Source organism: Streptomyces sp. NRRL F-525, assembly GCF_000716605.1.
Lineage (GTDB): Bacteria > Actinomycetota > Actinomycetes > Streptomycetales > Streptomycetaceae > Streptomyces.
On record NZ_JNXE01000017.1, the window covers coordinates 89771 to 108880 of the forward strand.

21 protein-coding genes are annotated in these 19110 nt (G+C 69.3%); 14 read left to right on the forward strand and 7 right to left on the reverse strand.

Going from position 1 to position 19110, the window contains the following annotated elements:
• Nucleotides 1-31: 31 nt before the first annotated feature.
• From OO69_RS24670 to OO69_RS24690, 5 genes are read right to left on the reverse strand one after another with little or no spacing between them, the layout of a single operon-like run.
• Nucleotides 32-1264: a metal-dependent hydrolase family protein gene (locus tag OO69_RS24670; protein WP_033282940.1), complete on the reverse strand. Its 1233-nt coding sequence runs from the start codon at nt 1262-1264 to the stop codon at nt 32-34.
• Between the two features lie 6 nt (nt 1265-1270).
• Complete coding sequence (locus OO69_RS24675; RefSeq protein WP_033282941.1) at nt 1271-1591, reverse strand: hypothetical protein; 321 nt, start codon at nt 1589-1591, stop codon at nt 1271-1273.
• The gene (locus tag OO69_RS24680; protein ID WP_033282942.1) at nt 1578-2843 is read right to left on the reverse strand and encodes an aromatic ring-hydroxylating oxygenase subunit alpha; all 1266 of its coding nucleotides are present in this window, start codon (nt 2841-2843) and stop codon (nt 1578-1580) included. The genes OO69_RS24675 and OO69_RS24680 overlap by 14 nt, the downstream gene beginning before the upstream one ends.
• A gap of 4 nt (nt 2844-2847) precedes the next feature.
• Entirely contained in the window at nt 2848-3510 is a 663-nt protein-coding gene (locus tag OO69_RS24685) for a carboxymuconolactone decarboxylase family protein (protein WP_234444518.1), read from the reverse strand.
• Entirely contained in the window at nt 3507-4211 is a 705-nt protein-coding gene (locus OO69_RS24690) for an SDR family NAD(P)-dependent oxidoreductase (RefSeq protein WP_033282943.1), read from the reverse strand. Before OO69_RS24690 ends, OO69_RS24685 begins: the two co-directional genes overlap by 4 nt.
• Nucleotides 4212-4447: 236 nt before the next feature.
• Here OO69_RS24690 and OO69_RS24695 point away from each other — a divergent pair, with 236 nt between their 5' ends.
• The 14 genes from OO69_RS24695 to OO69_RS24760 all read left to right on the forward strand — a co-directional run bounded on the left by OO69_RS24695 (nt 4448) and on the right by OO69_RS24760 (nt 17635).
• Complete coding sequence (locus OO69_RS24695) at nt 4448-5179, forward strand: SDR family oxidoreductase (protein ID WP_033282944.1); 732 nt, start codon at nt 4448-4450, stop codon at nt 5177-5179.
• Nucleotides 5176-6615: an aldehyde dehydrogenase family protein gene (locus OO69_RS24700; protein WP_033282945.1), complete on the forward strand. Its 1440-nt coding sequence runs from the start codon at nt 5176-5178 to the stop codon at nt 6613-6615. Before OO69_RS24695 ends, OO69_RS24700 begins: the two co-directional genes overlap by 4 nt.
• Nucleotides 6612-7817 carry a CaiB/BaiF CoA transferase family protein gene (locus OO69_RS24705; RefSeq protein WP_033282946.1) on the forward strand — a complete coding sequence of 402 codons (1206 nt, stop codon included), beginning with the start codon at nt 6612-6614 and terminating at the stop codon, nt 7815-7817. Before OO69_RS24700 ends, OO69_RS24705 begins: the two co-directional genes overlap by 4 nt.
• Before the next feature lie 39 nt (nt 7818-7856).
• The gene (locus OO69_RS24710) at nt 7857-9224 is read left to right on the forward strand and encodes an ABC transporter substrate-binding protein (protein WP_033282947.1); all 1368 of its coding nucleotides are present in this window, start codon (nt 7857-7859) and stop codon (nt 9222-9224) included.
• Nucleotides 9225-9290: 66 nt separating this feature from the next.
• Nucleotides 9291-9485, forward strand: coding sequence for a ferredoxin (locus OO69_RS24715; RefSeq protein ID WP_033282948.1), 195 nt, complete (start codon nt 9291-9293; stop codon nt 9483-9485).
• A gap of 37 nt (nt 9486-9522) precedes the next feature.
• A complete protein-coding gene (locus OO69_RS24720; RefSeq protein ID WP_033282949.1) occupies nt 9523-10899 on the forward strand; it encodes a cytochrome P450 in 1377 nt (458 codons plus the stop codon).
• The gene (locus OO69_RS24725; RefSeq protein WP_033282950.1) at nt 10896-12557 is read left to right on the forward strand and encodes a thiolase C-terminal domain-containing protein; all 1662 of its coding nucleotides are present in this window, start codon (nt 10896-10898) and stop codon (nt 12555-12557) included. Before OO69_RS24720 ends, OO69_RS24725 begins: the two co-directional genes overlap by 4 nt.
• On the forward strand, nt 12554-13486 hold the full coding sequence (locus OO69_RS24730) for an alpha/beta hydrolase (RefSeq protein WP_033282951.1): 933 nt from the start codon (nt 12554-12556) through the stop codon (nt 13484-13486). The genes OO69_RS24725 and OO69_RS24730 overlap by 4 nt, the downstream gene beginning before the upstream one ends.
• Nucleotides 13483-14112: a DoxX family protein gene (locus OO69_RS24735; protein ID WP_078652555.1), complete on the forward strand. Its 630-nt coding sequence runs from the start codon at nt 13483-13485 to the stop codon at nt 14110-14112. The genes OO69_RS24730 and OO69_RS24735 overlap by 4 nt, the downstream gene beginning before the upstream one ends.
• On the forward strand, nt 14112-14957 hold the full coding sequence (locus OO69_RS24740; RefSeq protein ID WP_033282952.1) for an NAD(P)-dependent oxidoreductase: 846 nt from the start codon (nt 14112-14114) through the stop codon (nt 14955-14957). Before OO69_RS24735 ends, OO69_RS24740 begins: the two co-directional genes overlap by 1 nt.
• Before the next feature lie 76 nt (nt 14958-15033).
• Nucleotides 15034-16344 (forward strand): cytochrome P450, encoded by a 1311-nt coding sequence (locus tag OO69_RS24745; RefSeq protein WP_078652556.1) that lies wholly within the window; start codon nt 15034-15036, stop codon nt 16342-16344.
• Entirely contained in the window at nt 16341-16529 is a 189-nt protein-coding gene (locus OO69_RS24750) for a ferredoxin (protein ID WP_033282953.1), read from the forward strand. Before OO69_RS24745 ends, OO69_RS24750 begins: the two co-directional genes overlap by 4 nt.
• A 10-nt stretch (nt 16530-16539) precedes the next feature.
• On the forward strand, nt 16540-16851 hold the full coding sequence (locus OO69_RS24755; RefSeq protein ID WP_033282954.1) for a DUF1330 domain-containing protein: 312 nt from the start codon (nt 16540-16542) through the stop codon (nt 16849-16851).
• Between the two features lie 211 nt (nt 16852-17062).
• Nucleotides 17063-17635 carry a TetR/AcrR family transcriptional regulator gene (locus OO69_RS24760; protein WP_033282955.1) on the forward strand — a complete coding sequence of 191 codons (573 nt, stop codon included), beginning with the start codon at nt 17063-17065 and terminating at the stop codon, nt 17633-17635.
• Here the strand turns inward: OO69_RS24760 and OO69_RS24765 are convergent.
• Nucleotides 17601-18398, reverse strand: a complete 798-nt coding sequence (locus OO69_RS24765) for an alpha/beta hydrolase fold domain-containing protein (RefSeq protein WP_234444519.1) — start codon at nt 18396-18398, stop codon at nt 17601-17603. The genes OO69_RS24760 and OO69_RS24765 overlap by 35 nt on opposite strands.
• A complete protein-coding gene (locus OO69_RS24770) occupies nt 18391-19110 on the reverse strand; it encodes an enoyl-CoA hydratase/isomerase family protein (protein ID WP_033282956.1) in 720 nt (239 codons plus the stop codon). Before OO69_RS24770 ends, OO69_RS24765 begins: the two co-directional genes overlap by 8 nt.

The window sequence follows — 19110 nt, forward strand, 5'->3', positions numbered from 1 at the left end:
CCAACTCCCGCTGACTGCCCGGGCGTTGGCGTCAGCGGCGTTCGTCGCGGAACACCTTCCCGCCCTTCATCACGAACCGGACGTCCGCCATCACGGAGACGTCCTCCAGCGGATTGCCCGGCACCGCGATCAGGTCGGCGAGCAGTCCTTCCGCGATACGGCCCCGGTCGTCGGCGTCGATCAGCTCCGCCGCGTTGACGGTCGCCGCCTGGAGTGCCTCCAGCGGGGTCATCCCGCGGTCGACCAGGGCGATCAGCTCCTGGGCGCCGCGGCCGTGCGGGATCGCCGGCGCGTCCGTGCCCAGCGCCATCCGGACACCCGCCTTGCCGGCCCTGGCCACCACCGTCTTCGCCCGGGGGAAGATCTCGGCGGCCTTCTCCTTCAGCTCGGGCGCGGCATGGGACATGTCCATCCCGTCGATGAGAGCGGTGGTCGGCACCAGGAAAGTGCCGCGCTCCGCCATCAGCGCGATGGTGTCGTCGTCCAGCAGGAAGCCGTGCTCGATGCAGTCGATGCCCGCCTCCACCGCGTGCCGGACGGCATCGGCCCCATGGGTGTGGGCCGCCACCTTCAGTCCGCGCCGGTGCGCCTCGTCGACGATGGCGCGCAGTTCCTCGTCGGAGTAGTGCTGCGCGCCGGGGGTGCCGGTGTGGGACATGACGCCCCCGGACGCGCAGACCTTGATGAGCCGAGCGCCGTGCTTGATCTGGTAGCGGACGGCCTTGCGCACCTCGTCGACGCCGTTGGCAATGCCCTCTTCCAGGGAGAGAGGCATGATTCCGGGGGCGTACGCGGCGAACATCGTGGGGTCGAGATGCCCGCCGGTGGGGGTGATGGCGTGTCCGGCGGGCACGATGCGCGGGCCGTCGATCCAGCCGGCGTCGATGGCCTTGGCCAGCGCGACGTCCAGCAGATAGCCGCCCGTCTTCACGAACAGGCCGAGGTTGCGGACCGTGGTGAACCCCGCTCGCAGGGTCCGCCGGGCGTTGCCGACCGCGCGGAGCATCCGCAGCGGGGGATCGTCCTGGACGGGGGAGAACGCGAGCGTCTCGCCCCGGCCGCCCATCAGGAGGTTGACCTCCATGTCCATGAGCCCGGGCAGGAGAGTCACGTCGCCGAGGTCGAGAACCTCGTTCTCCCCGTCACTCTCGCCTGCGCTGCCGCCGGTGTGCGTGATGCGGTCGCCCTCGACCGTGATCAGCCCCGGGGACTCGAACTCGCCCGTCTCCACGTGCAGTACACGCGCCGCTCTGAGCGTGAGCACGACCGGTCAGACCTTCGGCTCGACGACGAGGTCCATGTAGGCGGCCCCACTGTCCGGCACCCGGGCCTGCTTCCAGACCTCGACCGGGAACGACACGTTCACCAGGGAGAACATCAGGAGGAGCAAGTTGCGCTCCTGCTCCGGGAGTTCGGAGAGCGGGAACTTGTCGAGGTGGTCGGAGGCCTGTTCCAGCAGCGGGAACGCGGCGTCGTAGAAGGCCTGCATTTCCTCCATGGAGCTGGCCAGGCGCTTGCTGTAGCGGTCGCGCTCGGACTCCAGGACCCACTCGCTGAACGGCTCGAGTGCCGCGAACTCACTGGGCAGCATCGGTGTGCTCCTTGACGTAGTCGGCGACCGTCTTGTGCAGATGGCGGAGCAGCAACTCCTGGTCGCAGAGCGGGAATTCGGTGACGACCCGGCTCTTGAGCATCGTCTGGGTGGCTTCGAGGGTGTTGCCGTCCTGGAGCGCGTACTCCTTGAACGTCACCGCCGCCAGCTCCTGCTTCAGCCGCTCGCGCGCCGTTTTGGCGGGCACGAAGTACAGGTTGGCCTCGAAGAGGTGCTTGTCCACCGCCGTCGGCCAGTAGTGGTACGTCAGATACCAGCCCGGCTTCCAGATCAGCAGGGTCATGTTCGGGAAGAACTCGAAGGAGTCGTTGCCCCACGCGCGGTGCCGGCCCGGGTTGAGGCCCGTCGGCAGATTGTCCAGGCCCTCGATGTCGGGTGCCTCCCACGGCCCGAACAGGCCGCTGCGCAGGACCCGTTCGATCGGCTTGACGATCGTCAGGTCCTTGGGCGGGGACATGCCTCCCCAGGAGGAGATCATCGAGTGCGGGGAGTGGATCTCGTAGTGCAGCGCCTCGTACCCGACGTTGAAGAGCTTGTCGGCCTCGTCCTTGACGGCCTGCTTCATGTGCAGGACGGGCGCGTGGTAGAACTCCGCGAACGCGTCGATGAACAGCTTCCAGTTGCTGCCGATCTCCGCCTTGTAGGTGAAGACCTCGGTCATCTCGTGGAAGGGGTAGCCCTCCAGGCCCTTGGCGAACTCGCCCAAGTACTCCTTGAGCGGCTGGGCTTCGGGGTCGAGGTTGACGAAGATGAACCCCTCCCAGACCTCGCAGCGGACCAGCTTGAGGCCGTAGTCGGCCTTGTCCAGGTCGAAGAACTCCTTCTCCTGCTGGACGAAGGTCAGATCGCCGTCGAGGCTGTAGCGCCAGGCGTGGTACTTGCAGGTGAACTGGCGGCAGGTGCCCTTGACCTCCTCGCCCGGGTAGTCGTTCCACACGAGCTTGTTGCCGCGGTGGCGGCAGACGTTGTGGAAGGCGCGGATCTCCTTGTCCTTGCCCCGCACGATCACCAGTGAGGTGTCGGCGACGGCCAGCTCCTTCGTGAAGTAGCTGCCGACCTTGGGGACTTGCTCGACCCGGCCGACGTTCAGCCAGGTCTTCTTGAAGATCGCTTCCTTCTCGGCCTCGTAGTACGCGGGGTCGATGGAGTCCTCGTAGTTCACCGGGCTGGTGCCCAGCTCGGGGTAGTTCTCGGTCCAGCTCCCGGCCTCGGGCTTGGTGAAGTGCGGCATGGGATCACCCCTCTCGTTTGTGAGAATACCATTCTCGTTTCGGGAAACTGAAGTTCTCTTCCGAGATCACGGGGTCGAGTTCCACGCCGAAGGTGTTGAGGGCCATCGTGAGCATCGTGTAGGCGCCGATCGTGAACACCAGGTCCATCAGCTGGTGTTCGTCCAGGTCGGCGGCGAGCGCGGCGTAGGTCGCGTCCGACAGGCCCGAGTCGGTGTCCAGTTCGTCCACGGCCCGGTTGAGCAACGTGTCGGCGCCCGTGCGGACTTCGTCGATCTCGGCCTCGGTCACCCCACCCTTCCGGGCGATCAGGACATGGCTCGCCCACTCGTACCTGCTGCCCCGCCGCCAGGCCACCCGCAGGACGGCCAGCTCGCGGACGCGCACCGGAAGGGTCGTGGTGTTGAGGTGCATGTTGAACGTCAGGAACGCCCGGGCCAGGGCCGGATGCCGCTGGAAGATCCCGAGAATGTTGGCCTGCGGCAGCTTCCGCGGATGGTTGATGACGGAGAACAGGTCGTGGTCCCAGTCGTCGTACGGCACCGGGGCGATGCGAACGCCGTTCTCGGCGGCGGTGTCGTGGTGCGGACCATGCTCACCGTGCCTGCTGTGCTCACCGCGCTCGGTGGCCGTCTCGTCGGGTCCGTCGTGTTCGCTCCGCTCGCTCACGTGTTCCGCCCGCCGTTGACGCCCAGGATCTGGCCGGTGATGTAGCCGGCCTCCTCGGAGGCGAGGAAGGCGCAGGCCGCGGCGATGTCCTCCGGGCGCCCGACCCGCCGTACCGGAGTGCGCTGGATGTGCTCCTCGACCGTCCCGCCGAGCAGTTGGCGCTCCTCCGAGCGGCGCAGCATGGGCGTGTCGATGAAGCCCGGCGGCACCGCGTTGACGGTGATGCCCTGCGGACCCAGCTCCAGGGCCAGCGCCTTGGTCAGCCCGTTGACCGCCGACTTCGCGGCCACGTAGTGCGTCATGAAGGGCTGGCCGGACTGCGCGCTGGACGAGGAGATGTTGACGATCCGGCCCCAGCCGGCCTCCACCATGTCCGGCAGGACGGCCTGTACGCAGTGGAAGACGCCGTGCAGATTGACGTCGATGACCCGCTGCCAGGCCTCGAAGGTGAGGTTGGCGAAGCGCTTGTAGCCCTCCATTCCGGCCGCGTTGACCAGGACCGTGACCGGGCCGAGCTGCTCGCGGATCTCGGTCAGCGCCTCGTCCACCTGGGCCCGGTCGGAGACGTCGGCCTTCCGGGAGAAGCCCCTGTCGGACGGGTTGAGGTCGAGGGTGGCGACCTGGAGACCGTCGGCCTCCAGGCGCTGTGCGATGGCTTGTCCGATGCCGGAGCCGCCGCCTGTGACGAGGGCTGTCCTCATGCCGGAACCCCCTTCGTCTCGATCATGAAAATCTCCCTTCCAGATCTGAGAAGCGTATTCTCGTCTCCGGTGCTTCCGGAAGTCCCGCGCAGGCGGGGGCTGTTCGCCGCGCTCCGTGGGTCTGTCAGCAAGTCGTCAGGATGACATTCTCGCTGCCGGATGGTTGATTCGCGTATAAGGAGAATGTAGTTTCCGCTTCATTGGAGCAAGCCGCCCATCCATGCGAGGAGAACAGGATGCGGTTCCAGGACAAGGTGGCGATCGTCACCGGAGCGGGACAGGGAATCGGCGAGGACTACGCCCGGGCGCTGGCCGCCGAGGGAGCACGGGTCGTGGTCGCCGACATCAACGAGGAGCAGGGACAGCGGGTCGCCAAGGAACTGGACTCCGCGCTCTTCGTCAAGGTCGACGTCGGAGACCCCGCCTCGGCCGACGCGCTGGCCGCCGCCACCGTCGCCGAGTTCGGCCGCATCGACTACCTGATCAACAACGCTGCGATCTACCACAGCATGCGGCGCGAGGGCCTGACCACCGTCGACCTCGACTACCTCAACCGCTTCATCCAGGTGAACCTGATGGGCGCCCTCTACGTCACCCGGGCCGTCGTCCCGCACCTGACCGAGGGCGCCGCGATCGTCAACCAGTCCTCCGCCGCCGCCTACATGGCCAGCGGCTACTACGGCCTGGCCAAGATCGGTATCAACCACCTCACCGCCTCGCTCGCCGCCGAACTCGGCGGCCGGGGCATCCGCGTCAACGGCATCGCCCCCGGCCCCACCGACACCGAGGCCACCGCCACCGTCGTGCCGGTCGAGTTCCAGCAGCGGATGACCCAGGCCCTGGCCATCAAACGGATGGGTACACCAGGCGACTTGACCCCCACCGTGCTGTTCCTGCTCTCCGACGACGCCGGGTGGCTCACCGGCCAGACCATCAGCGTGGACGGCGGACAGGTGGTGCGGCTGTGACCCGCCTGCTCATCGACGGCCAACTCGTCGACGGGGAGCGGACGTTCCCCTCCCTCAACCCCGCGACCGGCGAGGTCTACGGCCACGCGCCCGACGCCACCACCGCCCAGGCCGAGGCAGCCGTAGCCGCCGCCCGCACCGCCTTCGACACCACCGCCTGGTCGACGGACGTGCAGCTGCGCATCCGCTGTCTCGACCAGCTGCACCAAGCGCTCACCGACCACGTCGAGGAGCTGCGCGAGCTGACCATCGCCGAGGTCGGCGCGCCCCGCATGCTCACCTACGGCCCCCAACTCGATGACCCCGTCAAGCTGGTGCGCTTCTACGCGGACCTGCTGCGCAAGTACCCGCTGACCGAGGAGCTCGGCGAGTCCGAGAGCCGCGGCCAGCGGCACCGGCGCTGGGTGGAGAAGGAGGCCGCCGGGGTCGTAGCGGCGATCATCGCCTACAACTACCCGAACCAACTCGCCCTGGCCAAGCTCGCCCCCGCGCTCGCGGCCGGCTGCACGGTCGTCCTCAAGGGCGCCCCGGACACCCCGCTGACGACCCTGTTCCTCGGTCAACTCATCGCGGAACACACGGACATACCGCCCGGCGTGGTCAACGTCCTGACCTCCTCCGGCGCCGACGTCGGCGAGACGCTCACCACGCACCCCGACGTCGACATGATCACCTTCACCGGGTCCACCGCGACCGGCCGCCGCATCATGGAGGCCGCGAGCCGTACGGTGAAGAAGGTCTTCCTGGAACTCGGCGGCAAGTCCGCCATGATCGTCCTCGACGACGCCGACTTCGCCACCGCCGCCATGTTCGCGGCCGGCACCATCTGCTCCCACTCCGGGCAGGGTTGCGCGCTCACCTCACGGCTGCTCGTGCCCAGGGAGCACCACGACGAGATCGTCGCCATGGTCGCGGCGGGCCTCGGCCGCATCCCGCTCGGCGACCCCGCCGACCCCAAGACCTTCGCGGGCCCGCTCATCAGCGAGCGCCAGCGCGAGAAGGTCGACGGCATGGTCGAGAGGGCCGTGGCGGCAGGCGCGAACCTCGTTACCGGAGGCGAGAAGATCGATCCCGGCTTCTTCTACAAGCCGACCCTCCTCAGCAACGTCGACCCGGACAGCGAGATCGCCCAGGACGAGGTTTTCGGCCCCGTCCTCGTGGTGATTCCGTACGACGACGATGACGACGCCGTCAAGATCGCCAACAACTCCATCTTCGGCCTCTCCGGCGGCATCCAGAGCGCCGACGACGAACGGGCCATCGCGCTGGCCCGCCGGATCCGCACCGGCACCTTCAGCATCAACGGCGGCAACTACTTCGCCGCGGACGTGCCCTTCGGCGGCTACAAGCAGTCGGGCATCGGGCGCGAGAGCGGGGTGGCCGGTCTGGAGGAGTTCCTGGAGTACAAGGCGTTCGCGGTCGTGGTCCGGTCATGATGCCGCTCGAAGGCATCCGCGTCCTCGAGGTCGCCATGTACGGCTTCGTGCCCTCGGCGGGAGCCGTCCTCTCCGACTGGGGAGCGGACGTCATCAAGGTCGAGCACGCCGTTACCGGCGACCCGCAACGCGGTCTCCGGCAGACCGGCACGATGCGCGTCGAGGGCGACCCCAACCCCAACGTCGAGCACGCCAACCGAGGCAAGCGCAGCCTCGGCCTCGACATCTCCCGCCCCGAGGGAAAGGACGTTCTCTACGACCTCGCCCGGCGCGCGGACGTGTTCCTGACCAGCTTCCTTCCCGGTCACCGGGAGCGGTTCGGCATCGACGTCGACGACATCCGTAGCGTCAATCCCCGCATCATCTACGCCCGGGGCAGCGCCTTCGGCCCGCGGGGAGCGGAGGCGGGGAAGGGTGGCTACGACATGACGGCGTTCTGGGCCCGCGCCGGCACCGCCGCGAGCATCACCCCCGAAGGCACCGACGGCATCATCAACCCGCCCGCACCGGCCTACGGCGACACGATCTCCGGCACCAACCTCGCCGGCGGTATCGCGGCCGCGCTCCTGAAACGTGAGCGCACCGGCGAACCCTCGGTCGTGGACGTCTCCCTGCTCGGCAGCGGACTGTGGGCGATGGGCCACGCCACCGCGCTCTCCCTGCACCTCGGCAAGCCCTGGATCCCGCCGCCCGTCGGCACCCACGGCTCCGTCACCAACCCTCTGTCCGGGCTGTACGAGACCTCCGACGGCCACCATCTGGCGTTCGTCATGATGCAGCCCGGCAAGTTCTGGGCCGATGTGTGCCGGCACATCGACCGCCCCGAACTCGCCGACGACCCCCGCTTCGACACGGCCGAGAACCTCATTTCCAACACCGCCGAGGCCGTCAAGATCCTGCGCGAGGTCATCGCCACCCGCACCCTCGCGGAGTGGAGCAGGCGCTTCACCACCCTGGCCGGGCCGTGGGCCCCGGTACAGGACTCCCTGCAAGTGGGCGACGACCCGCAGATCAGAGCGAACGAGTACCTCCTGCAGGCCGGAGAGCTCGAACTGGTCGCCAGCCCCGTGCAGTTCGACGTGCACGCCCCACAACTCGGGCCCGCACCCGAGTTCGCCGCCCAGACCGAGGAGATCCTCCTCGAACTGGGCCTGGACTGGGACCGCATCATCGCGCTCAAGGCGGCGGGCGCGGTCACCTGATCACCCGACAGCGGGACTCATTCTCAACGAGGAGAACCGATGAGACGCTTGCTCATCCCCGCGCTCGTCCTGGCCCTCGCGGCCGCGGCCGGATGCTCCGGCCGCACCAAGTCCGCGGACACCAGCAGCCCTTCCACCACCGGAGCCGCCGACACCGCCACCGCGGACTTCGGCACGCTGAAGTCCGTGTGCGGGAAGGGGACGGCCAAGACCGTCACCAGTCAGGGCGTCACCGCCTCCGACATCAAGGTCGGGGTCTTCTCCGACGTCGGGTTCACCAAGAACCCGGAGTTCGAGAACGCGGCGAAGGTCTTCACCTCCTGGTGCAACGCCGCCGGCGGCATCAACGGACGCAAGATCACGCCCGAGACGCACGACGCCCAGCTCATGCAGGTCAACCAGCAGATGATCTCGGCCTGCCGCACCGACTTCTTCGAGGTCGGCGGCGGCGCGGCCCTCGACGGCCTCGGCGTCAAGACCCGGCTGAAGTGCCTGCTCCCCGAGTTCCCGGCTCAGGTCACCTCCGAGGTCGGCGCCGATCTCCAGGTCATGACCCAGGGGGCCTCGTCCGGGTACGCGCCCTACGCCGGTTACTACTCCTGGCTGTTGAAGGAGGCTTACCCCTCGTCGGCGAGCGGCGTCGGCATCATCACCGGGGACGTGCCCGTCACCAAGGTCATCGCCGCCCAGGACAAGGAAGTCCTCACGGCGATGGGCGGCAAGGTCACCTACTCCGACCTCTACCCCGCGCAGGGCGTCTCCGACTGGACGCCGTACGCCCAGTCCATCAAGACGAAGAAGGTCAAGGGCCTTGTGTTCCTGGGGGACTTCACCCAGCTGGCGAAGCTGGAGCAGGCGCTCACGAACATCGACTACAAGCTCGACTGGGTCGACGCCAACAACAACGCCTACGGCCCCGCGTTCCTCAAGCTGGCCGACACCGCGCTGAGTTCGCAGACCAACTTCGCGAGCATCGACGGGACTTACCCGCTGGAGAAGGCGGACGACAACCCGGCGACCAAGGAGATGGTCGCCCTGTTCAAGAAGTACGCGCCCGACGCGCAGATCACCCTGCCCGCCGTGCACGCCTTCTCCACCTGGCTGCTGTTCGCCACCTCGGCCCGTGACTGCGCGGAACTGACCCGGAGTTGTGTCCTGGCGAACGCCAAGAAGCAGACCGAGTGGACCGGGGGAGGGCTCCAGGCCCCGGTGAACCTGACCAAGCCCGACGAGCCCGTGAAGTGCTTCAACGTCGAGAAGGCCACCACCAGCGGCTGGGTCCCCGCCGACTTCAAGCCGACCGACGGCGCCTACCGCTGCGACGCGCCCGTCTACAAGTACAAGGGCAACTACGGCAAGCCGCCGACGCTCGCCGATGTCGGCAAGTCGCTCGCCGACCTCAAGTAGCCACGCCACGCCACCCGTTCACCACGGAGTTCAGCACGGCGTTCACCACGGCAGGAAGGAAGGACCGTGAAGGTACGAGTCGACCCGGAGCGCTGCCAGGGCCACACGCTCTGCGCGATGCGCGCTCCGGACACCTTCGAACTCAGCGAGATCGACGGACACTCCTCGGTCGTCCAGGAAGAAGTCCCCGCCGACCAGGAGTCGGCCGTCCGCGAGGCGGTCCTGTCCTGTCCGGAACGGGCGATCTCCCTCATCTCCTGAACCCCCACCTCATCCACCGAGCAGGAGAGGACTCCGCATGACCACGGAAGACGCGGCCGTCGACGACGACGCCGGCCGCAAGCACCCCCAGGTGCACTTCGACCGGCACACACCCGACTACCGCGACCGGTTCGAGGACATCACCCACGAGCTGCACGGGCAGTGCCCGATCGCCTGGACGGAGACCCACGGCGGCCACTGGGTCGCCAGCGGCAACCGCGAGGTCTTCGAACTCGCCAGGTCCGCCGAGTTCCTCTCCAACGACCATGACGTGAAAGGGGAACGGCGCGGCTACAAGGGCATCTCCATCCCCCCGCCGCCCCGCGCCCGGGAGGCCCAGGGCGGCTTCCTGGAGATGGATCCGCCGGACCAGCGCTACTACCGGCAGACCCTCAACCCGTATCTGTCGCCCGCGGCCATCCAGCGCTGGATCCCGTTCGTCGACGAGATCGTGCGCGCCAGCATCGACGAGAAGATCGAGTCCGGGCGCATCGACTTCGTCGACGACCTCGCCAACATCGTCCCGGCCGTGCTCACGCTGGCGATGATGGGCATCCCGGTCGAGCGCTGGACCATCTACAACGAACCGGCCCACGCCTCCGTCTACACACCCCCCAACTCCCCTGACCGGGAAAGGGTGTTGGAGCTGAGCCGCAAGATGGGCATGGACCTCATGGGCCAGCTCATGGAGATCCGCAAGGCACCCCGCCCGGGTCTGGTGGACGCGCTGGTCCGCGCCGACCTCAACGGCCGCAACCCGGACGACGGCGAACTCCTCGGCGTACTGGCCCTGTTGATCGGCGGCGGCTTCGACACCACCACCGCGCTCACCGCCCACGCCCTCGAATGGCTCTCGCAGAACCCGGAGGAACGCGCCCGGCTCAGCCGCGACCGGAAGACCCTGCTGGACTCCGCCACCGAGGAGTTCCTGCGCTTCTACACCCCGGCCCCCGGCGACGGACGCACCTTCTCCGCCGACTGCGAGATCGCCGGCACCGAGTTCAAGGAGGGCGAACGCCTCTGGCTCTCCTGGGCGATGGCCAACCGCGACCCGTCGGTCTTCCCCGACCCCGACACGATCGACATGGAACGCAAGGGCAACCGGCATAGCAGCTTCGGCCTCGGCATCCACCGCTGCATCGGCTCCAACGTGGCCCGCACGGTGTTCAAGCGGATGGTGACGGCCGTCCTCGACCGGATGCCGGACTACGCGTGCGACCCCGAAGGTGCCGTGCACTACGAGACCATCGGTGTCATCCAGGGCATGCGCCACCTCCCCGCGACCTTCACCCCGGGCAAGCGGCTCGGCGCCGGACTCGACGAGACCCTCGCCGAACTCCAGAAGGCCTGCGACGAACAGCGCCTCGCCGAACCGGTCACCGTCCGCACGGCGAAGGCACGGATCGGCACATGAACTCCCCAACCCGCCCGGGGCCGTTGGTCACGGAGGAGAACGCGTTCTTCTGGGCCTCCGGCGCGGACGGCCGGCTGCGGCTGGCGGAGTGCGGGTCGTGCGTGGCCCTCATCCACCCGCCGCAGCCGGTCTGCCGGTACTGCCACGGGCACGACATCGGCGTCCGGGCCGTCTCCGGCCGCGCGACGCTGATCGGCTTCACCGTCAACCACCGCTTCGCCCTGCCCGGCCTGCCCGCGCCCTATGTCGTGGCCCAGGTCGCCATCGAGGAGGACCCCCGGGTCCGGCTCACCACCAACGCCGTCCAATGCGCCCCGGACGAGCTGGAGTTGGGCATGCGGATGGAGGTCGTCTTCGAACAGGTCGAGGACGCCTGGCTGCCCCTGTTCCGCCCCGCCCGCGACCGTCCGGCCACCGACCCGCTGCCGCTCGCAGAGGTCGAGACCCACCAACTCGCCCGCCGCGTACGGCCGATGGTGACCACGGAGAAGTTCGAGGACAAGGTCGCGATCACCGGCATCGGCATGTCCGAGATCGGCCGCCGCCTCCTGGTCCCCCCGGTGTCCCTGACCGTCCAGGCCTGCGAACGCGCCATCGCCGACGCCGGCCTCACCGTCGCCGACATCGACGGCCTCGCCACCTACCCGGGCGCCGGAGCGGCCTACGGCGGCTTCGGCGAAGGAGGCGTCACCGCCCTGGAGTCCGCCCTCGGCCTGGAACCCACCTGGTACAACGGCGGCAGCGAGACCTTCGGCCCCTGCGGCTCCCTCATCTCGGCCATGCTCGCTGTCGCGGGCGGCCTGGCCCGCCATGTGCTGTGCTTCCGTACGGTCTGGGAGGCGTCGTACGGCGACCTCGTGCGCCGCGGCCGGATCGCGCAGGACCCACAGCGCCAACTGGACGGCTGGATGAAGCCGTTCGGAGCGATCTCGGCCGCCCACACCCTCGCGCAGAACGCCCAACGCCACTTCCACCGCTACGGCACCACCCGCGAGACCCTCGGCTGGATCGCCCTCAACCAACGGGCCAACGCGGCGCTCAACCCCACGGCGGTCTACCGCGACCCGATGACGATGGACGACTACCTCAACGCCCGCCCCATCACCACCCCGTTCGGCCTCTACGACTGTGACGTTCCCTGTGACGGGGCGGTCGCCGTGATCGTGTCGGCGGTGGACGCGGCCCGGGACCTCGCCCAACCACCCGTCTACGTCGAGGCAGTTGGGACCCAGATCCTGGAACGGCTCGAATGGGACCAGAGCACACTCACCCACGAACCCCAAGTCCTCGGCCAGTCCGCCCACTTGTGGTCCCGCACCGCGCTGCGCCCCCAAGATGTCGACGTGGCCGAGCTGTACGACGGCTTCACCTTCAACTGCCTCTCCTGGCTGGAGGGGTTGGGGTTCTGCGGCATCGGCGAGGCCAAGGACTTCCTGGACGGAGGCAAGAACATCGCACGGGACGGCGTACTGCCCCTGAACACCCATGGCGGACAGCTCTCCCACGGCCGCACCCACGGCATGGGACTGGTCCACGAGGCGATCACCCAACTGCGCGGCACGGCCGGGGCACGGCAGGTCGCCGGAGCGCGGGTCGCGGTGGCGAGCAGTGGCGGACTCACCCCGAGCGGCGTCATCCTCTTCCGGGCGGACGGATGAACTCCCGTACCACGGAGGTCGTTTCGCGCGTCGTCGACGTCGACGGCATCCCCATGTCCGGGCTGCTGTGCGAGGTCCGCGACCCGCGCGCGGTCGTCGTCGCCCTGCACGGGGGAGCGGTGACGTCGGGCTACTTCGACTACCCGGACCAGCCCCGGCTGTCCCTCCTGCGCACCGCGGCGGCACTGGACTTCACGGTCGTCGCCATCGACCGTCCCGGATACGGCAGTTCGGCCCCGCACAGCGAGACCATGGCGTCCCCCGCGCGGCGCGTCGACCTCGCCTACGCGGCGGTGGACCGACTGCTGGCCTCGCGTCCGCGCGGGGCGGGACTGTTCCTCTGGGCCCACTCGATCGGCTGCGCCCTGGGCGTGCACATGGCCGGCGACGAACGCCGGAACGACCTTCTCGGCCTGGAGATCGCCGGTACCGGACGCCACCACGCTCCCGGCGCCGTCGAGATCCTCGACTTCCGGCGGCGTGACCCGGCCGTGCCGCGACGGTCCGGACCCGGCCTGCGCGACCTGCTGTGGGAACCGTCGCGCCTGTACCCGGACGAGGTCGTCGGCGCCCCTCGTATCCAGTCACCCGGGCCGCCGTACGAGTCGACCGTCGCCCGCCGCTGGCCACGGGAGTTCGCCGAAGTCGCCGCCCGTGTACGGATTCCCGTCCACTACACGCTCGGCGACCACGAACGCGTGTGGAGCTCCGGGCCCGAGGCCATGGCCGACATCGCGAGCCTGTTCACCGGCTCCCCGCGGGTCGTCACCGACGAACAGGCCGACAGCGGCCACAACTTGAGCATCGGGCACACCGCGACCGGATACCACCTGAAGATCCTCTCGTTCGTCGAGGAGTGCGTTCTCGCGTCCGAGAACGGCGGATACGACAACGACGGGATCGACCGTCTCCCGAGGAGGGCCGGATGAGTGACGCCGACGTCGCGGTACTGCTGCTCGTACGCGTGGTCGTAGGACTGGTCATGATCATGCACGGGCTCAACCACTGGCGCGGCGGCGGCCGGATCGAGGGCACCGCCCGCTGGTTCACCGGACTCGGCCTGAGACAGGGCGTGTTGCAGGCCTGGGCGAGCGTGCTCACCGAGGTCGGCGCGGGCGTTCTCCTTGTCCTGGGCCTGCTCACCCCGCTGGCCTGCGCCGCCGTGATCTCCGTGATGCTGGTCGCGGGTCTGCTCGCCCACCGGCCCAACGGGTTCTTCGTCTTCAAGGACGGCTACGAGTACGTCCTCACGCTCGCCGTCGTCGCCCTGGCCCTCGCGGTGCTGGGCCCGGGCCGCTGGTCCCTCGACCACGCGGCCGGTATCGACCTGACCGGCTGGACCGGCGGCGGCATCGCGCTGGGCGTGGCCGTGGTGGCGACCGGGGGACTGCTGGGCACGTTCTGGCGACCGGAGCCGAAGGCTGGAGCAGGGCCCGAAGCCGACGCGGATCCCGAAGCCGACGCCGGGTCCAAAGCGGGCGCCGAGCCTCAGAGCGCCGTCGCGGATCCGGCACCCGAGCACACCCCCGAGTCGGTCGATCAGGAGGCCCGCTGATGCGCGTCGGATTCATCGGGCTTGGCAGCCAGGGCGCTCCCATGGCGCGCCGGATCGTCGAGGCGGGCTTCGCCACCACGCTCTGGGCGCGCCGCCCGGCCACGCTCTCCCCGTTCGCGGACACGGCGGCTCAGCGGGCCACGTCCCCTGTCGAACTGGCCGCCGCCAGCGACCTGGTGTGCGTCTGTGTCGTCGACGACGCCGATGTCGAACAGGTCGTCACGGGCGAGCAGGGCGTGCTGCGAGGGCTGCGCCGGGGCGGGGTGATCGCCGTACACAGCACCGTCCATCCCGACACCTGCCGACGGCTCGCCGAGCGCGCCGAGGTGCACGGTGTCTCCGTCGTCGACGCACCCGTCAGCGGCGGCGGAAGCGCGGCCGCCGAGGGGCGCCTGCTGGTGATGACGGGCGGCGAGTCCGGCACGGTCGCCTACTGCCGCAAGGTGTTCGAGACGTTCGGCGATCCGGTCGTCCACATGGGCCCGCTCGGCTCGGGACAGATCGCCAAACTCCTCAACAACCTGTTGTTCACCGCCAACTTGGCGACCGCGGCGGACACACTGTCCCTGGCACCGGAGTTCGGCATCGACCGAGGCGCCCTCGCCGAAGTCGTCCTCCACGGCAGCGCATCGAGCTTCGCGCTCGAACGCGTGAAGGCCGCGGGCGGCACGCTCGACCGTCTCGCTGAACGCGCCGGACCGCTGCTCCGTAAGGACGTGAGGCTGCTGGCCGACCTCGCCGACACGGCGGGCGCCGCGACGGGCACGGTCCTGACGGCGGCCGACGCGGCCCTCGACCGTATGGGACAGGGACGTCTGACGGCACCCACAACTCCCGCTCCATGAAAGCGAAAACGACCTTCTCGCCACCGGAGAACATTGATATCGTCGCTCGTCGTCAGACTGGTGACGGAAGGGAACCGTGCACACCGTGAAGGACTTCGAGGCGATCGACTTCTTCCAGGACGACGAAGTCGTCGCGGACCCCTATCCCTACTTGGCGGCCCTGCGCGGGAAGTGCCCGGTGCAACGCGAGAGCCACCACGACGTGACGATGGTGACCGGGTACGACGAGGCGATCCAGGTCCTCAACGACTCCGACACCTACTCGTCCTGTCTCTCGGTGACCGGCCCCTTCCCCGGGTTCCCGGTCCCGCTCGTGGGGGACGACGTGAGCGCGCTGATCGAGCAGTACCGCGACCAGCTCCCGATGAGCGACCAGTTGCCGACGCTGGACCCGCCCATGCACACGGACCACCGCGGACTGCTCATGCGGCTGATCACCCCGCGCCGCCTCAAGGAGAACGAGGCGTCGATGTGGCACCTCGCCGACGCCCAGCTGGACGCGTATCTCGCCGCCGGCGAGGGCGACTTCATCAGCGGGTTCGCCGGTCCGTTCACCCTGAGGGTCATCGCCGATCTGCTCGGTGTGCCCGACGAGGACCGCAACACGTTCGTCGAGGGCCTCGAGCACCAGCCGCGGGGCGGCATCGGGAGCACGGACGGCGAGGTGGCGCACTCGCCGCTGGAGTACCTGTACGGGCAGTTCTCGGCCTATGTCGAGGAGCGCCGCCGCGAACCCCGCGAGGACGTGATCACGGGTCTCGCCACCGCGAAGTTCGCCGACGGCTCGACCCCCGACGTCGCCGACGTGGCCCGCGTGGCCACCAACCTCTTCGCGGCCGGCCAGGAGACCACCGTCCGGCTGCTGAGCAACGCGCTCAAGCTGATCGCCGAAGACCCCGATCTGCAGCGGCTGTTGCGCACCGAGCGCGACCGCATCCCGAACTTCATCGAGGAGACGCTGCGCACCGAGAGCCCCATCAAGGGCGACTTCCGGCTCTCCCGCGTCCCGTCCACGGTCGGCGGCGTCGACATCCCCGCCGGCACCACCCTCATGGTCCTCAACGGCGCCGCGAACCGCGACCCGCGCCACTTCGAGGACCCGGAGACCTTCGACCCGGCCCGCGCCAACGCCCGCCACCACCTCGCGTTCGGCCGCGGCCCCCACACCTGCCCCGGCGCCCCGCTCGCCCGCGCCGAGGCCCGGGTGGGCATCGAGCGCATGCTCGACCGTACGACGGACATCAGGATCTCGGAGAGCGTGCACGGCCCTGCCGACGCGCGGAACTTCCGTTACCTGCCGACGTACATCCTGCGCGGACTCACCCATCTCAACCTGGAGTTCACGCTCGTCGAGGAGTCCGAGAAGTCCGAGGAGCCCGCCCGATGAAAGCCGTCGTCGACACCGACCGTTGCCGGGGGCACGGCATCTGCTGGTCGATCTGCCCCGAGGTGTTCGACCTGACCGACGACGGGTACGCCGAGGTGCTGACCCCCGAGGTCCCCGCCGAGTTCGAGGACCAGGTCCGCACTGCCATCGGCAGCTGCCCCGAGCGCGCGATCACAGTGAGCTGAGGAGAACGGGATGCCCAAGGGGTACGTCATCCTGACCGAGTCCATCAAGGACCCGGCCGGGATGGACGCCTACAGCCGGGCGGCCGGTGCGTCGATGGCCGAGGGCGGCGCCTCCGTCCTGGCGGTCGACGACGGGCCGCAGCTCCTCGAAGGCGAGTGGCACGGCGACCGGACCGTCGTTCTCGAATTTGAGAGCGTCGAAGCCGCGAGGGCCTGGTACGAGTCGGAGGCGTACGGGCGGGCGAAGCCCCTGCGGCAGGCCGCGGCCGACACGAACGTCGTGATCCTCGCAGGCTTCGAGCCGCCGTCCCGGGGTGCGTGAGAGACACCTGTCCTGTGGGCCACGACAGGGCCCCGGCCACCGGCCGGGGCCCTGGTCCGCGTACGCCGGCCCTCCCGACATCTGCCGGATCGCACTGCCCCGGCCCGGCGCCGCCGTACGGTCAATGGTTCCGCTATGGCCGGAAGGGTCGCCCGATCGCCACGGCAACCGTAATGTCACATGGGTGTTGCCGGGGTGGAAGGGGTGCTCAATGACGACGGCCCGACACGAGGAGATACTTGTCGCCGCGCTGGGGGTGTTCGCCGAGCGGGGCTACAAGAAGGCATCCATCGATGCCGTGGCCGAGCGCGCAGGCCTGACCCGGCAGGGCGTACTGCACTACTTCCCGAGCAAGAAGCGGCTTCTCCTCGCCCTCGTCCAGCTCCGCGAGGACCTAGCCCGCGAACATCTGGCCGCCCTGCACACCGACACCGGCAAGGATCTGCCCGGACTGCTCGCCGAGGTCATCACCTACGACCACAAGAATCCCGGTCTCGCACAGATACACAGCGTTCTCGTGGCCGAGGGCGTCACCGGCAGCGACGAGGCACAGCGGTTCTGCCACGACTACTACCGGTCGATCCAGGACCAGACCGTCGAGCACCTCACCGCGCTCTACGGCGACCGGGTCCCCAGCGGCCTGACCCCCCGAGCCGCCGCCACCGCCGTGGTGGCGATGCTCGAAGGGGTCCAGCAGCAGTGGATGCTCGACGAGGAGCAGACCGACTACCCCGAGATCATCCGCGATGTCATGGGCGTGCTGCTCGGGCCCACGCCTGTATGAAATCGGCCATCGCCGTCACGCTCTCCGGATGCAGACTCACCGCGTCCGGCCGTACCCGGAGATCCACCGTGACACCGGAGTGCGCCGCGCGGGCCGCGAACGACAGGGAGTCGTCCAGCAGTGGATCGGTCCCGGCGACCAGGAGCTGGATCGGCGGCAGCCCGTGCAGGTTGGCGTGCAGCGGGCTCAGCAGCGGGTTGGTCCGGTCGGCGCCGCCCGCGAACCGGGCCGCGTGCAACCGGAGTTCGTCGATGTCGAAGCCCGGATCGGCGGCCGCGTTGAACAGCAGACTCGGCGCGTCCAGCGTCAGATCGAGCAGCGCCGACATCAGCACCGCGCAGTCCGGCTCCGGCGCCCCCATGTCCCGCAGCCGCACCAGCAGCGAGGCCGCGAGCCCGGCCCCCAACCGCTCACCGGCCAGCGCCACCGGACCACGCGCCTGGCACGAGCTGTATACGGCGTGCACGTCGTCCAACGCCCCCGGGAACGACGCCCGATAGCGCGGGCACACCACAACTGCCCCCGTCCGCAGGGCGAGTCGCTCGGCCAGGTCCACCGCCGACTCCGGCGAAGCCGACAACTGCCGGTCCCCGTGCAGGTAAAGGATGACCAGTTCGCTCGCGTCCGGCGGCCGTACGATCGGCCCCACCGGGCTCGACTCGACCCGCACCCGCCCGTCGCCGGCCGCCGCACGGTCCGTGTCCGCCCGTACGTCCGTCAGGTCGGCGCCCGCTCCGTTCGTCCCAACTCGTGTGTCACCCACGGGACATCACCCTCTCCGCTGCCTGCCAGTGCTCGTCGGACACCCAGAGGCGGGCGAAGGCGCGGGCCGCCTCCTCCTCCGGGACGGCTCCGCTCATCACGCGCTTGATCTCCCGCGCCGGATTGGTCGCGAGGGATCTGGCCAGGGTGCGCCAGCCCTCGGTGAACTCGGCGCGCGGCAGCGCCAGTTCGAGCAGTCCGACGCGCTGGGCCTCGGCCGCGTCGAGGACCGTCCCGGCACCGGCTAGCATCAACGCCCTTCCCTTGCCCACGAGTTGGGCCAGCCGCTCGGCGCCGCCCCACGCGGGCATGATGGCCAGGGCCACCTGGTTGAAGCCGATCCGGATGTCGTCGGCGGCGACCCGGATGTCGGCGGCCACCGCGACCTCGGCGCCGCCGCCGAACGCGTGCCCGTTCAACGCGGCGATCACCGGTCCGGGGAAGGCCGCGATGCGGTCGCAGATCCCCCTCATCCGCAGGGCCATGGCCATCGCGTCCTCCTCGGTCCGGATCGCACTCAGCTGTTTCAGGTCCCCGCCGGAGACGAACGCCCGGTCGCCGGCCCCCGTGATGACCAGGGCCTTGGCGCCCGCGGCCGCGTCGAGCGCCTTGTCGAGTTCGTCCATCGTGGTCGGGGCGATGGCGTTGCGGGCGTGCGGCCGGTCGATGGTGACGACCGCCAGGCCCTCGTCGAGTTCGAGATCTACGTCCAT

Excerpts from the sequence above, each read along its gene's own strand:
- OO69_RS24675 (WP_033282941.1), bottom strand. The coding sequence starts at position 1,591 with ATGCTGCCCAGTGAGTTCGCGGCACTCGAGCCGTTCAGCGAGTGGGTC.
- OO69_RS24680 (WP_033282942.1), bottom strand. The coding sequence starts at position 2,843 with ATGCCGCACTTCACCAAGCCCGAGGCCGGGAGCTGGACCGAGAACTAC.
- OO69_RS24690 (WP_033282943.1), bottom strand. The coding sequence starts at position 4,211 with ATGAGGACAGCCCTCGTCACAGGCGGCGGCTCCGGCATCGGACAAGCC.
- OO69_RS24695 (WP_033282944.1), top strand. The coding sequence starts at position 4,448 with ATGCGGTTCCAGGACAAGGTGGCGATCGTCACCGGAGCGGGACAGGGA.
- OO69_RS24705 (WP_033282946.1), top strand. The coding sequence starts at position 6,612 with ATGATGCCGCTCGAAGGCATCCGCGTCCTCGAGGTCGCCATGTACGGC.
- OO69_RS24710 (WP_033282947.1), top strand. The coding sequence starts at position 7,857 with ATGAGACGCTTGCTCATCCCCGCGCTCGTCCTGGCCCTCGCGGCCGCG.
- OO69_RS24720 (WP_033282949.1), top strand. The coding sequence starts at position 9,523 with ATGACCACGGAAGACGCGGCCGTCGACGACGACGCCGGCCGCAAGCAC.
- OO69_RS24725 (WP_033282950.1), top strand. The coding sequence starts at position 10,896 with ATGAACTCCCCAACCCGCCCGGGGCCGTTGGTCACGGAGGAGAACGCG.
- OO69_RS24730 (WP_033282951.1), top strand. The coding sequence starts at position 12,554 with ATGAACTCCCGTACCACGGAGGTCGTTTCGCGCGTCGTCGACGTCGAC.
- OO69_RS24735 (WP_078652555.1), top strand. The coding sequence starts at position 13,483 with ATGAGTGACGCCGACGTCGCGGTACTGCTGCTCGTACGCGTGGTCGTA.
- OO69_RS24740 (WP_033282952.1), top strand. The coding sequence starts at position 14,112 with ATGCGCGTCGGATTCATCGGGCTTGGCAGCCAGGGCGCTCCCATGGCG.
- OO69_RS24750 (WP_033282953.1), top strand. The coding sequence starts at position 16,341 with ATGAAAGCCGTCGTCGACACCGACCGTTGCCGGGGGCACGGCATCTGC.
- OO69_RS24755 (WP_033282954.1), top strand. The coding sequence starts at position 16,540 with ATGCCCAAGGGGTACGTCATCCTGACCGAGTCCATCAAGGACCCGGCC.
- OO69_RS24760 (WP_033282955.1), top strand. The coding sequence starts at position 17,063 with ATGACGACGGCCCGACACGAGGAGATACTTGTCGCCGCGCTGGGGGTG.
- OO69_RS24770 (WP_033282956.1), bottom strand. The coding sequence starts at position 19,110 with ATGGACGTAGATCTCGAACTCGACGAGGGCCTGGCGGTCGTCACCATC.